The 12617-nt window shown below is 68.9% G+C and carries 13 protein-coding genes; 6 read left to right on the forward strand and 7 right to left on the reverse strand.

Annotated features, from left to right (window positions below; genetic code table 11):
- The first annotated feature begins 160 nt into the window (after positions 1–160).
- The gene (locus tag ABD785_RS40775) at positions 161–1366 is read left to right on the forward strand and encodes a site-specific integrase (RefSeq protein WP_344840176.1); all 1206 of its coding nucleotides are present in this window, start codon (positions 161–163) and stop codon (positions 1364–1366) included.
- A 708-nt stretch (positions 1367–2074) separates the two neighbouring features.
- On the opposite strand, the gene ABD785_RS40780 is transcribed toward ABD785_RS40775, so the two are convergent.
- Both ABD785_RS40780 and ABD785_RS40785 read right to left on the reverse strand, forming a co-directional pair.
- Complete coding sequence (locus ABD785_RS40780; RefSeq protein ID WP_344840178.1) at positions 2075–2557, reverse strand: helix-turn-helix domain-containing protein; 483 nt, start codon at positions 2555–2557, stop codon at positions 2075–2077.
- A 62-nt stretch (positions 2558–2619) separates the two neighbouring features.
- A complete protein-coding gene (locus tag ABD785_RS40785; RefSeq protein WP_344840180.1) occupies positions 2620–2919 on the reverse strand; it encodes a hypothetical protein in 300 nt (99 codons plus the stop codon).
- A gap of 284 nt (positions 2920–3203) precedes the next feature.
- Here ABD785_RS40785 and ABD785_RS41440 point away from each other — a divergent pair, with 284 nt between their 5' ends.
- From ABD785_RS41440 to ABD785_RS40805, 5 genes are all read left to right on the forward strand, one after another.
- Positions 3204–3524 (forward strand): YunG family protein, encoded by a 321-nt coding sequence (locus ABD785_RS41440; protein WP_425547886.1) that lies wholly within the window; start codon positions 3204–3206, stop codon positions 3522–3524.
- 19 nt (positions 3525–3543) lie between these two features.
- Positions 3544–6150, forward strand: a complete 2607-nt coding sequence (locus ABD785_RS40790; protein WP_344840182.1) for an ATP-binding protein — start codon at positions 3544–3546, stop codon at positions 6148–6150.
- A 67-nt stretch (positions 6151–6217) separates the two neighbouring features.
- The gene (locus tag ABD785_RS40795; RefSeq protein ID WP_344840185.1) at positions 6218–6583 is read left to right on the forward strand and encodes a DsrE family protein; all 366 of its coding nucleotides are present in this window, start codon (positions 6218–6220) and stop codon (positions 6581–6583) included.
- A gap of 243 nt (positions 6584–6826) precedes the next feature.
- Positions 6827–7708, forward strand: coding sequence for an ADP-ribosylglycohydrolase family protein (locus tag ABD785_RS40800; RefSeq protein WP_344840188.1), 882 nt, complete (start codon positions 6827–6829; stop codon positions 7706–7708).
- A 91-nt stretch (positions 7709–7799) separates the two neighbouring features.
- On the forward strand, positions 7800–8192 hold the full coding sequence (locus ABD785_RS40805) for a protein-tyrosine phosphatase family protein (protein WP_344840191.1): 393 nt from the start codon (positions 7800–7802) through the stop codon (positions 8190–8192).
- Positions 8193–8270: 78 nt separating this feature from the next.
- Here ABD785_RS40805 and ABD785_RS40810 read toward each other — a convergent pair whose 3' ends face one another.
- The 5 genes from ABD785_RS40810 to ABD785_RS40830 form a co-directional block, all read right to left on the reverse strand.
- Positions 8271–8720, reverse strand: coding sequence for a hypothetical protein (locus ABD785_RS40810; protein WP_344840194.1), 450 nt, complete (start codon positions 8718–8720; stop codon positions 8271–8273).
- Complete coding sequence (locus ABD785_RS40815; RefSeq protein WP_344840196.1) at positions 8717–9469, reverse strand: hypothetical protein; 753 nt, start codon at positions 9467–9469, stop codon at positions 8717–8719. The genes ABD785_RS40810 and ABD785_RS40815 overlap by 4 nt, the downstream gene beginning before the upstream one ends.
- Positions 9469–9774, reverse strand: a complete 306-nt coding sequence (locus ABD785_RS40820) for a hypothetical protein (protein WP_344840198.1) — start codon at positions 9772–9774, stop codon at positions 9469–9471. Before ABD785_RS40820 ends, ABD785_RS40815 begins: the two co-directional genes overlap by 1 nt.
- Complete coding sequence (locus ABD785_RS40825) at positions 9771–10607, reverse strand: hypothetical protein (protein WP_344840201.1); 837 nt, start codon at positions 10605–10607, stop codon at positions 9771–9773. Before ABD785_RS40825 ends, ABD785_RS40820 begins: the two co-directional genes overlap by 4 nt.
- Before the next feature lie 253 nt (positions 10608–10860).
- Positions 10861–11943 (reverse strand): ParB N-terminal domain-containing protein, encoded by a 1083-nt coding sequence (locus tag ABD785_RS40830; protein WP_344840203.1) that lies wholly within the window; start codon positions 11941–11943, stop codon positions 10861–10863.
- Between the last annotated feature and the right edge of the window lie 674 nt (positions 11944–12617).

The following is a 12617-nucleotide window of genomic DNA, read 5'->3' on the forward strand; positions in this document are numbered from 1 at the left end:
CGAGTACGAGGAGACGTTCCATCGATCAGCCGCCGGCACCGGCCTGGCGAGCGAGAACCACGCGATCTAGCCTCCAACTTCGCCGGGGCGGCCCAGTGTGTGTCGGTCTGTGTCACCGCCCCACACGTGCCCGTACACGTCCATGGAGCAGTCGATCCCCATGCGCAAGATCCCCGGCAGTGTCTACCCCCAGCCCAGCGGCCGTTTCCGGGCCCAAGAACCTCGCTCCCGCGGCGGCAACTCCCGCCTCGTCGACACCGAACCGCAGGGCTGGGCCTGGCTCGACGAACGCGATGCCCTCTACCGCCTCGAAGCCCTCGGCATCCTCCCCACCGCGACAAGGCACACCCAGCACAACACCACCCTCCGCGACATCTATCTCATAGCACTGACCGATGCCGACCTCAAGGACAGCACCAAAGCCCAGTACAAAGCCGAGCTCGAAAGAGTCGCCCTCCGCCACGCCTACGCCGACATCCCTCTGCGCATCTGGGCGCCGTTCCATGTGACGGCCATTTTCAAAAGCGCCGACCAGAACCACCGCGTCGAGCAGCTCTCCAAGGCACTCAAACGCGTCATCCGCTTCGCCGAGGTCAACTACAGGCTCGACAACCTCCAGCTCCTCATGCAGCGCTCCGAGGCCTCCTCCATCCTCAAACGCATCGACCTGGCCACCCCACCCGCCGCACACGTCGACAACGTCCTCACCCTCCCCCAGCTCCAGGAACTCCTCGCCGCCGAGACGAACATCGACTACCGCCGCCTCTGGACCTTCTTCGCCACCTCGACCGCCCGGATAGGAGAGGTCATCGGCATGGCCTGGCCGCGCATCGACCTGCCCAACAACACAGCCTCCGTCACCGACAACGTCACCGTCGTCAACGGCAAGCTCTACTTCTCCCCCACCCCGAAGAACAACAAGCCCCGCGCCATCTTCTACGGCGAACGCATGACCGCCATGATCCAGACCCAGCGAACCGAACAGGACTACCGCCGCAAACGCCTGATGAACAACCAAACCCCCTACGACGACCGCGGCTGGGTCTCGGATGTCGTAGGCGTGCCGGATGCCGGCGAGGTTGCCGCTGGCGGCCGCGGAGCGCATGAGGACGCGGTAGAGCTGTTCGGCGAAGGGGTCGGCGAACAGGCCGTGGCAGGCCGCCCAGATGGCGTCATCGGGGTGGCGGGCGAGGGTGGTGAGCCGCTCGGCGACGGTCACGATCCTGACGCGGATGTACTCGGTGAGCACCGGATCGATCCACCACTGCTCGCAATCCTGGAGGGGCTCTCCACGGACCAGTTTCAGGGCCTCGGTCAGATCGGCCGCCTCATCCGCGCCGGGCTGGGTGGAGTGCTGGTGCAGTAGATGGAAGCGGTTCCAGGCGATGTCGACCTCCGGATGAAGCCCGTACCGGCCGTCGTCATAGGTCAGGAGCTGGCCGCCGTCTGAGCCGACGCCGAGGAAGGCCCGTGCGCGTAGGCAGGTCTGGCGGAAGTAGGTGTCGGTCATCGGGTGGTCGGGATCGGGGCCGAGCCTGGCGGTCAGATAAGGCCTGGTCGCCTGATGGTCGCCGGTCAGCGCGAGGAGCAGCAGGAGTTCCAGCGCTCGCCCCGACGGGCCCGGGCAGGTGGCGTAGCGGCCGATCCGCAGCGGCCCGAGAAAGTCGATCACAGGGCCGAGGGGAGGCTCGGGCCGCCCGAGACCGTCGTGATCGCGCAGAGCGGCACGAACGGGCCGCGGTGTCGGCCAGACCGGTCCGGTGACGTTCGCAATGCAGGATTCGAGGAACCGGGTGGCCAGGCTCACCAACTGCACCCGCTCCCCCAGGCTGAAGGTGTGCGGCCGCGGCCCCGCGGACAGCGCGGGCCTGGAGACGATGCTGCTCATGAGGAGGACTCCTTGCTGAAGGGATGTGTGTCATCACCTCCAGGGAACGCCCGCACCGAACGCCACGACAAGAACACCGCACACCGCTGACGGCAACTGACCCAACGCCACGGCAGAACATGAGTCGAGCAGCGTCAACGCCGATGACGAAGAGTCGTCACCAGGCGACTTCTCCCCAGGAGCTGATCAGACCGGACGGCGTTCACGGCTCCGCTGACAGGCCTCCCGGACCTGCTCCGCGGTGACCTTCAAAACCGCGGCCAGCTTGGCCACCACATCGTCGGGCACATCAGCCCGCCCGCGTCCCAGATCGAGCCGGTGCACCAGTCCCTCATAGGGAAGATCGGCCTCTGCCGCCAGGTCCTTGGCCGACAGGCCACGCCGCACCCGAAGGTCATGCAGTGAAGGCTCGGCCTCGTCCGCGTCGAACAACGCATAAGGATCGATGTCCAGCGCAACGGCGAGCTCCACGAGCCGGCCAGGCGATGGGACGGTCCGCCCATCTTCCCAGTGCCACACCTGCGACCGCTGAACGCCCACCGCGTCCCCCAGCTCAGCGAGCGACAGACCACGCTCCTCACGCAGCCGCTTCAGCTCCGCCGAACGGAAACCTCGGACAGAACGCGGCGGCATCAACACCTCGAACAGCTCGGCAACGGGACCCCGCAACCCTATCCAGGTGTAGTGCCTTCATATAGCCGCACGCCGAGCCGAACACCCCGGCAGCGCGCCTATCCCAGCGGGTAGGTGTGGCTCTCGATCGCGACGGTCCGCTTCCCCGAATCCGCATCACGCCCTTGGCCCTTGACGATGAGGACCGCGATGCCGTCGAGCTCGTCGGTGGCGAAACGCGAGTGCCGCAGAGCGTTGAAGACGATGCGAGCCAGCTGGAACAGGGCCTCGGCGCGATCCTCGCGAATCACGAACAGCCCGCGGACCTTGCGGTGGCCGTCGACGACCGTGGCGACGAACTCCTCACCACCGAGCCGACCTTGCTCGAGCTGGGCGATGACCGGATACACGTTGAACATCACTCCCCCTCACCGGACTTCACTGAACGAAGCCCGAAGCATGTCGAATTGTTATTATAACTACACATCGAATTCGGGAGGCGTGATGATCGGCGAACGGAATTTGTCGGCGGCGTCCGTGTTCCGTCTCATCGGAGTTGAGGCAGTCTCATTGATCATGGGGCATCTGCTTTTTCGTCTCACCGACTTGAGGCATCGATCGTCTGGCTGATGATCGCTATCATGCGGTTGGTCCGCATTGGCGGTCTTTGTGTGGGCGTGTCGGTAGGTTCGCTGGCGGTGGCTTGTACGCCGGGTGCAGGGTTCGACCGGGCCCCACTGGAGCACGGCCAATCCCGCTTGGAGCCCACTGCGACATCACCGCACTCATCGTCAACGACCTTCTCGGCGGTGACCTCATGCTCGGAGACGTCCACCAGTGGGGACGGCGAAGCACACGGCGCTACCACTACTGGAACCGCCTGGACAGCGAGCTCGGCGGCCTCGTGCGCGTCAAGCAGATCGTCGGGGTCTTCGGCGGCTGGTGCTGCCGGTACCGGAGCCCCTTAGCGGAACGCGCGCAGCATCAACGCCACCGGTGTTCAGTAGATCTAGTTACCGATTAGCAGCGTTTACGATCGGGTGGTGGGGCTTTGGGAGCGGGCTGAAGCGTTGGAGCGGCTGGAGCGGCTGCTCGGCGACGGCGGGCGGATCGCGGTCGTGGCCGGGGAGGCCGGGATCGGCAAGTCCGCGCTGGTCGGGGAGTTCGCGCGGCGGGCCGAGCGGCGGGCCCGGGTGCTGTGGGGGGCCTGCGACCAGTTGAGCACGCCCCGGGTGCTAGGGCCGGTGCACGACATCGGGCGGCAGGCCGGCGGCGCGCTCGCGCGGGCAGTCGCGGAAGGCGCGCAGGAACCGGTGCTGCAAGCGCTGCTGGACGAACTCACGGTGCCCCGCCAGGCGGTTCGTCCCGTGGTGGTGGTCGAGGACGCGCACTGGGCCGACGAGGCGACCCTCGACCTGCTGGTGCTGCTCGGGCGGCGCGTCCCCCGGCTGCCCGCGCTGCTCGTGCTCACCCTGCGCGATGACGAACTCGCCGCCGACCATCCGCTGCGGGCCGCGCTGGCGAAGCTCCCCGCCGCCGCGACGACCCGGATCGTGCTGCCGCCGCTGTCGGCCGAATGCGTCGCCGACCAGGCGCGCCGGGCCGGGCAGGACCCGGACACCGTCACCCGCTTCTGCGGCGGCAACCCCCTGCTGGTCACCGAGTTCCTCCGCGACCGGGCGCCGCACGGCCCGCCGGAGCCCGAGGGCGGGGACGGCCCGGGACCGTGGAGCGGGGCGCAGCGCGGCGCACGGGTTCCGGAGGCGGTGCGGGACCTGGTCCTGGGTCGGCTGCGCGGGCTGGCGGCGGACGAACGGGAGCTCGCGCACCTGGCGGCGGTGTCCCCCGGGCGGCTCGCACCCGGCGTGGCCGCCGGGCGGCCGGTGGACGCGTGCGTGGACGCCGGAATCTTGGTGCACGTCCCGGACGGCGTGGCCTACCGGCACGAACTCCTGCGCTCGGCCGTCGAGGAGGCGCTGTCCCCGGCGCGGGCGCGCGAGATGCACCGCGTGGTCCTGGACAGGCTGACCGCCGGTGCCGAGCCGGGCGTCGATCCGGGCCGGCTCGTCCACCACGCGATCGGCGCGGGTGACGCGGCCGCGGTCATGCGGTGGGGCCGGGTCGCGGGGGACGCGGCGGCGCGGCAGGGGGCCCGGCGGGAGGCGGCCTCGTACTACCGGGCGGCGGCCGAGCACGCGGAACTGCTGCCGGAACCGGAGCGGGCCGACCTGCTGGAGGTCTACCGGGAGCGGGCGTTCCTGGCGGGGCGGTTCGTCGAGGGCCTGGCGGCCGGGCGCAAGGCCCTGGCGCTGCGCGAGCGGCGCGGCGAACGGCTCAAGGTGGGCGAGAACTTGTACCGGATCTCCCGGATGACCTGGTGGGCGGGCGACGGACCGGGCGCACGCGCCGCCGCCGTGCGGGCCGTCGAGGTGCTGGCGGACACCGACGGCCCCGAACTGGCGATGGCCTACGGGACCAGGGCGCACATGGACATGCTCGCCCACCAGAACGACGACGCGATCGACTGGGGCGTCCGGGCGCTGGAGCTGGCGGGTCGGCTCGGCGACCGGGAGACCGCGATCCAGGCGCAGGTCACAGTGCACACGGCCCGGCTCCAGGACGGGCACCTGCCCGCCAGAGGCCCCCTGGAAGAGGTCTTCGAGCACGCCGTGGAGCTGGGGTTCGTCGACGCGGCGGCGCGGGTCCGGGTGAACCTGGCGTTCTGCATGGACGAGCTCGCCCGGTATCCGGACGCGGCCGAGCAGGTCGAGAAGGCGCTCGCCTATGCTGAGCAGGAGCAGGTCGACGGGTACCTGCAGTGCCTGCTGGGCGTCCGCGCCGGGATCCGGTTCGCCCGGTGCGACTGGGACGGCGCGCTCCAGGACGCCGAGGCATCCCTGTCCCGGCCGTTCAAGGTGGGGGTCGCGCTGGTCCCGTCGCTGATCGCCAAGGGCCGGATCCAGTCGGCGCGCGGGGAGGACGCGGCGCTGGAAACGCTGACCAAGGCGCTGCGGCTGGCCGAGACCGCGGAGGAGTTCCAGTGGCTCGCCCCGGCGCTGGCCGCCCGCTCGGAGTACTTCCTGTGGGCCGGCGACCCGAGGCGGGCGGCCGAGGAGGCCCGCCGCGGCCTGCGGACGGCCCCCGGCACCCCGTTCAAGGCGGGCGAGCTCGCCTACCGGCTGTGGCGGGCCGACGGGACCGCCACCGTGCTGCCGACCGGGCACCCCTACCAGTTGATGATCGAGGGCGACTGGCGCGGCGCGTCCGCCGAGTGGCAGGCGCGGACTGCCGAGTTCGCCCGCGCCGAGGCGTTGGCGGCCGGGGACGAGGAGGCGGCGCACGAGGCGCTGCGGCTGCTCGACGCGCTAGGGGCCGTCGCCGCCGCCTCCCATCTCCGTGCCGAGCTGCGGCGGCGCGGCCACACCCGGATCCCGCGCGGCCCGCGCCGCGCGACCGCCGCCCGCTCCGACGGCCTCACCCCGCGCCAGGCCGACGTGCTGTCACTGGTCGCCGAGGGCCTGACCAACGCCGAGATCGCCGTACGGCTGACCCTGTCCCCCAAGACCGTCGACCACCACATCTCGGCGATCCTCGGCAAGCTCGGGGTGACCTCCCGGGGTCAGGCGGCGGCCCGGGTACGCGCAACATAGGGAGTTCTCCCGAATCGCCGGGACGGGGCTCAGACCTACCGTCCGAAGCGAAAGGAGAACACACCCCATGCCTGGAAAAGCAGTCATCAGCCTCACCACCGGACTCGAGGACCCCGAGAAGGTCACCGTCGCCTTCCTGGTCGCCGTCGGCGCCGCCGAGCAGGGCCGGCCGACCCTGATGTTCCTCACCAAGGAAGCCGCCCGCCTGGCCACCGAGGGCATCGCCACCGGCGTCGCCTGCGACGGCTGCCCGCCGCTGGCCGATCTGCTGGAGCGCTACGCGAAGGCGGGCGGCAGCTACCTGGTCTGCCCGATCTGCTTCGACTCCCGCAAGCTCGCCAAGGACACCCTGATCGACGGGGCGAGCCTCGGCGGCACCATCCCCATGTGGGAGTGGATCGGCGATGAGGGCGCCACCACCTTCAGCTACTAGACGCCACAAGGAATACACCCAGCTCCGCAGCCGAGTCGCTGAACGCCTCGGCCCATTGCCCGACCCCGCGCCGAGGAGGCCTTCCCCCAGATACCAGAACGCCGATCTGCCTCATGATCAACGAGACAACCTGCCGCGCGACCCGTCTCATTGATCATGAGGCACGCTGGCCAGGTGGTGGCGCTGCCTCAAATTGCATGAGACGGGACATCTGACAAGCAGAGAGATCGGGTCGCCGGGACATTGCTCGGCGCGGCCTGTGGCGACGCCCTTGGCGTCCCGTATGAGTTCCAGCCCAGGCTCGGGACAGATGATGTGCCCGCGATGGTCGGAGGCGGGCTCGGCCCCTATGCGCCGGGCGAGTACTCCGACGACACCCAGATGGCCGTATGCGTCGCCACAGCCGCCGTCTCGGTACCCGATCTCCGCGCAGAGGAAAGCCTGGACCAGGTCGCCGCGAGGTTCCTCCAGTGGAAGGCGGACGGTGCCTCCGACATCGGAGTCCAGACCTCCCAGGTGCTTTCGGCAACCCGCGGCCTGAAGGCCTCGGCGGCACTGATGAGGAGGCGAGCCGCCGAGCTCCATGGGCGTACCGGCCGCAGCACCGGCAACGGTTCACTGATGCGGACCGCGCCGGTCGCCCTCGCGTTCCTGTCCGATCCCGTCGCCATGGCGCAGGCCGCCCGAGCCGTCAGCGATCTCACCCATCATGATCCCCTCGCTGGGGACGCGTGCGTGCTGTGGTGCGCGGCCATCCGTGAGGCCGTCCTCACCGGTGAACTGACCCTCAGCGCGGGCCTGGAAGTGCTGCCGTCCGAGCGCAGGGACCAGTGGGTGCAATGGATCGGCGAGGCAGCGGACCGCGAGCCCCATCACTTCACGCCGAACGGGTTCGTTGTGCGTGCTCTCCAAGCGGCCTGGTCGGCGGTCATCCGCACACCCGTTCCCGACCAGGCTCCTGAGCGGGGCTCGTTCGCCGCCCATCATCTCCGAGATGCGTTGGTCGCTGCGGTCAAGGCCGGCAATGACACCGACACGGTCGCGGCCATCGCGGGTTCGCTCCTCGGAGCTCGGTGGGGAGCGAGCGCTGTTCCGTTGGAATGGCACCGTGCCGTGCATGGATAGCCGGGCTACCGTGCCTCCGAGCTGGTCGACCTTGCGATCCGTACGGCCGGGCTGGAAGCTGACGCCTCCTCCCAGCCGAGTCCTCCGGCGGATGCCCGGGCCGATCCGGCTGCCGCTGCCGTTCGACGATGGCGTTGTCCTCGGCAGCCTTCGTCACGCCGGGCAGCGGGCAGACGGCTTCGACGCGGTCGTGTCGCTCTGCCGGGCCCCGCCCACCGCGTACGACAACCGGATTCCGGTCCAAGATCGTCTCAGCGTCTGGCTGATCGACCAGCCCGGGGCCAACCAGCATCCGCATTTCGTCATCGAGGAGGCGGCCCGGCTTGTGAAGGAGTTCCGGCAGCAGGGCAAGCGTGTGCTGCTGCACTGCGCCGCCGGACGCAACCGCACCGGAGCCGTCGCGGCCCAGTACGCGTGCATGACTTCATCGGTGCATCCGTTCGTCGCCTTCGACGTGATCGAGTCGGTGCTGGGGAGCGAGTGAACAACCGGGAGCTGTATCGGGCGGTGTTCGATCTGGCGGGTGAGCCTGTGCCCGACCATCTCGTCCACGTGCGGAGGATCAACTGAATCGGCCATGCCAGGAGTCGGCGTCGAGAAGGTCGAGCGCGGCGGATTCCTCGACGCTGAGGATCGTTTCGACGAAGGTGTCCCAGCGAGCCAGTTCCGCCAGCTCGTCGCCCCGTGCGGGCCGAATCGTCGCGGTCTGACCGCTGCGCAGGTCGAGCACGACCGTCTGGCCGTACTGCCGGGCCTTGAGCACGGCGAGGCCACGGCGGCGGGCCAGGTTGAGGTTGTAGGTGAGGCCGTCGGGACCAGCGCCGAGGATCGGCCGGGTCCAGAGCAGATCCGGTTCTGCCCGGTCGAAGCGGTGGTGGCGGGCGAGTGGGGCGTGGAAGACCTCGATGCCGTTCGTGCTGGTCACCGTCAGGGTCCCATCGGCGTCCAGGGTGTCTCCGGTGAGGCTGTGGCGGCCCTTGAGCAGGTCGTCCAGGAGCTCGGTCCACGTCATGTCAGCTTCCTCCCGCGGTGACGATCTGGTCGACGGGCTTGCCCGCAAGGTGGGTGATGCTCTTCGCGGCGAACATGGAAAGGACCTCGATCCGTTGGGCTTTGGAGACGCATGGTCTCGGTGTCCGCGTAGCTGATGAGCTGGTGGTTCATCTGGGTGTGCGCGGCCCAGAACTGATCAGCGGTGGCCGTCCATTTGCCGTCATCTGCTTCTGCGGGCTCGGCTTGGCCTCCGGCCGTCACGAACTGCGCATACCGTTCCAGTGCCTTGGCCTGGATGGCGGTCTTTGTCGGATCCTGGTCCTCGACCGTGGGGTTCAGCCAGTAAGCCAGCGGATGAGTACCAGTTCCTGTGCCTGACGCGTGCTCGGGGTGCTGGAATCCGTTGTCGGCGGCGATCTGCTGGAGGTCTTCCGGGTCCAGGCCCTCCAGGTATCGGTCGACGGTCTGGTAGGCCGTCTTGACCGCTCCGAAGTACTCCTCGGTCAGCTCTCCGTGTTCGGCTCCCGCCTCCTGCAGGTAAGACTGTGACTGCTCGATCGATAGGCAGAACAGCTCGTATTGCTCGGTGGGGCTGGCGAAGTCGACCACCGGTGGGCCGAGGGGGTCTTCGGGGTCGAGGCCTCCCTTCGCGATCATCTCGGCGTAGGCGATCTCCTCCGCGAACTTGCCGGACCAGGCGGCCACATGCGCCGACACCGTCGGCGACACTCCGTAGACCAGATGCGCGGTTGAGGAATTGGACCCCATCACACGTTCCCGAACAGCCCGGCCAATCCGACGATCAACTCATCGACCGCGCCCTCGACCTCCGATCGCAATCCCCGGCCATCCGCGGCCGGTTCCAGCTCCGCCGCCTGGCCGACACGCGTCCAGACGTCAAGATCACAACCCGTTTCCAGCCGGGAACGCCACTGAGCGGAACGTTCATAGGTCAGGGGCAGCCAAGAGTGATGCCGGTCTTCGCCGTCGCACCCGACCACGCCGACCACGCCGACCGGCCGAACGAACTCCCCCAGCGGTGCCTCCCACGCCACGAGGACGAACAGTCTCACCGCTCCTCCAGCAGAGACGCCATGTACCTGACGGTCGCGGCGAACGCGTCCGCCTTCTCCGCATGAACGTCCTGTCGCCCCCCGGCCATCATCACCGCTCCGTGCAGGGCGTACTGGTAGGGGTTCTGGCTGACGACGTGCAGCCGTGATCCGAACAGGTCGTTGACCGCAGAGATCCGCTCTGTCCTGGACAGGCCGGTGACGAAGACCGGCAGGCGTTCGGGAAGGTTCTCAGCGAGCCAGGAGAGACCCGGCAACGACCAGGAATGCCAGTTCGTGTTCTCCCTGACAGTCTGCAGATTGATCGCCACCGCCGGCAGATCGGCCTCTCCCACCCAGTCCGCCCAGCGCCGCAGATCCTCCAGCCGGTACCAGTAGAGGTTCGGCGCGACGACCGCTCCCTCCGCGGCGATTATCACCGAGCGGCGCATGTTGATCAGGTGCTCTACTCGAGGCCAGTTTCCATAGATCGAGAAATTGGGCGCGAGGATCAAGTCCCAGCCCTGCTCGACGATCCGCTCCACCAGCCGATCCCGGCGGCGGTAACTCCAGAACGCCTCGACCAGCGGGTCCTCCGCGTAGCCCACCAGCACCGCACGCCGGCCGTCAGCCAGCCCGAGCACCTGATGGACGTCCTGGTCCGCGAAGCGGGGCAGCAGCGTGCGGCTGCTCGGAGAGAACACCCGCCGCAACCCCACCGCGTAGGCGGGCCATTCCAGCCCCTGATCCAGGGCCGGAATCGCGGTGCCGTCGGTCTGCGGGATGAATCTCGGCCACCGTCCGGAGAGGAAGCCTCCAACCTTCACTCCATCGAACCGGAGCGTCCCGCCCATGTCCTGCGGCCAGGCTGCGATGTCCGACCGCGATGGACATCGGATCTTACACCGTCGCAGGCGCCCTGCGGAGCCGCTGCTTCAGCATGCGCGTAACCACAGTAGGAGCAATCGGTGTTGCATCCCGAGCACAACGGCTCGACCGTCGCCGGGCCTCCGTTTCCGTCCGGCCCGCTCCAGAACGCGCATTCCCGGCACGAGCAGTCCCGTCCGGGAAGCGGTGGAACGCCCCGCGACGGCCAAGGGAGCACGGTCACGGCAGCTTCTCGAACCGGCCGTGAAGCTCAGCGACCAGGAGCCGCAGCGACCCGGCGGCATAGCCGTCGATCTGGGCACCGGCCGCGAGCTGCGTGGAGAGCTCCCGCAGCGCACCCAGCGTCCGGCGCACCAAGGCCGACTCCACCCCCGAGGTCAAGGCCGGCTCGGCGCTGAGCTTCGCGGCCCTCGAGGCATTGGCCGCCTGATGCACATCCTCGGCCGCCCCGAGCGTCTCCTCCACGGTCCGCTCCGGATCCTCAATAGCCGCCTGCACCGCGGCGGACAACAGGTCGGTCCGCCCGCGCTCGCGAACCGCCGACCAGATCTCCTCCGCGGCATGAGACCGGCCTCCGGCAAGTCGCAGATAGGACAGCCGGGTCGTCAGCGCGACCTGGTGGGCGTCCATCTCCTCCGACAGCTCACGGGGCAGCGCCCGGAACGCCGCCACCACCGCACGTGCCTTCCGCGACGACATCTGCACACCGGTCCGCCGCAACACATCCGACCAAGGCGCCGCGACACCGGCATTGTGGCCGCGGACCCTTTCAAGAGACGCGAACCGCGTCACCGCGTCCGGCTCCGCCATCACCTCCGGCGGAACCTCGATCCCCGCTCCCGCGAGCCGCTCCGCAAGGATCGCCGACCGTTCATAAAGCAGAGCAGCGGCCAGCTCCCTAGGCTGCAGCCGCTCGCGCGCCAGATTCTCCACGAGCTGCCAGCGACGCCGTTCCTCCTCCGTCAACGGCCCGTCACACACCACCGCGGGAAGCGCCGCGAAATGCGGATTACCCGGCGCGGCCGTCGCTCCCCACCGCATCGCCCGAAGCCGCCGCTCCCCCGCCACCAGATGATGCCGACCGACATACACCTCGACGAGAACCGGCTGCAACAGACCGATCTCACTGATGGAGGAGATCAAATCAGCGAGCGCCGACGGAGCCGTCGACTCTCCAGGACCACGCCCCTGCACATCAGTGAACACCGCCCCCTCTCCCCGAAGCGGCAACAACTCGAACCGACGGCACCGGAGCCTCTCCGAAGCCGCCATCGCCGCCAGCAATCCAGCCGACTCCTCCATCACGCCTCCTCCGGACGACCGTCCTCATCCCTCTACGGCCCGAACCCCGCACCCGAGTGACAAAAGAGGCCGCGTGGGCTCCCAGGGGGCCGGAGCCCACGCGGCCGGTCAGATGCTCAGCGCTGCCAGGCGACCCCATCGATGCCACCCGGACCATCACCGCGCTCTTGAACGGCCACAGCGATCCAAGAGACTCCCCCACCGCCCCTCGGCTCCTGTACAGCGACGCAGGAAAGCAGCCCGGCAACCAGCACAGCACCGGCGACACCCGTGATCTTGTTCTTCATGACCGACGCCTCCGAAAGGTGAGATGGTTGATCCACCTCCAGAAAAGCCCGGTACCGGAACCCCAGACAATGCCCGTCCTGCCCAACGGCACCTTTTCGCCCACCCGGGCAAGACGAGCAGCGGCTCCACCGAGTGACGCGATTCGCTCAATGACGGATCCTGCTCATCTCCGGCGACCCGCCTCCGGCCGCGGAGGGTGGGCCAACGTGTTTGAGGCCAAGCGCCGTGAGACCGGTGGCGGCACTCACCGGCCCGGCCGACCTGGATCGAGAGCCAGTAGAGCCCGGATCAGTGACCCTTTTTCATCCGTCTGAGCGGGCGCTGATCACGACGTGATCGCGGTTCGGGTGTTCGGTCGGTGGCGCGAGGAAACCCCTGGTAGACGG

The sequence above is a fragment of the Actinocorallia longicatena genome (assembly GCF_039534125.1).
GTDB classification, from domain to species: Bacteria; Actinomycetota; Actinomycetes; order Streptosporangiales; family Streptosporangiaceae; genus Actinocorallia; species Actinocorallia longicatena.

What these genes read in the sequence shown, in the direction of transcription:
- ABD785_RS40810 (WP_344840194.1), bottom strand. Translation starts at nt 8,720, where the DNA reads ATGACGTGGACCGAGCTCCTGGACGACCTGCTCAAGGGCCGCCACAGC.
- ABD785_RS40825 (WP_344840201.1), bottom strand. Translation starts at nt 10,607, where the DNA reads ATGGGCGGGACGCTCCGGTTCGATGGAGTGAAGGTTGGAGGCTTCCTC.
- ABD785_RS40805 (WP_344840191.1), top strand. Translation starts at nt 7,800, where the DNA reads ATGCCCGGGCCGATCCGGCTGCCGCTGCCGTTCGACGATGGCGTTGTC.
- ABD785_RS40785 (WP_344840180.1), bottom strand. Translation starts at nt 2,919, where the DNA reads ATGTTCAACGTGTATCCGGTCATCGCCCAGCTCGAGCAAGGTCGGCTC.
- ABD785_RS40775 (WP_344840176.1), top strand. Translation starts at nt 161, where the DNA reads ATGCGCAAGATCCCCGGCAGTGTCTACCCCCAGCCCAGCGGCCGTTTC.
- ABD785_RS40830 (WP_344840203.1), bottom strand. Translation starts at nt 11,943, where the DNA reads ATGGAGGAGTCGGCTGGATTGCTGGCGGCGATGGCGGCTTCGGAGAGG.
- ABD785_RS40815 (WP_344840196.1), bottom strand. Translation starts at nt 9,469, where the DNA reads ATGGGGTCCAATTCCTCAACCGCGCATCTGGTCTACGGAGTGTCGCCG.
- ABD785_RS40795 (WP_344840185.1), top strand. Translation starts at nt 6,218, where the DNA reads ATGCCTGGAAAAGCAGTCATCAGCCTCACCACCGGACTCGAGGACCCC.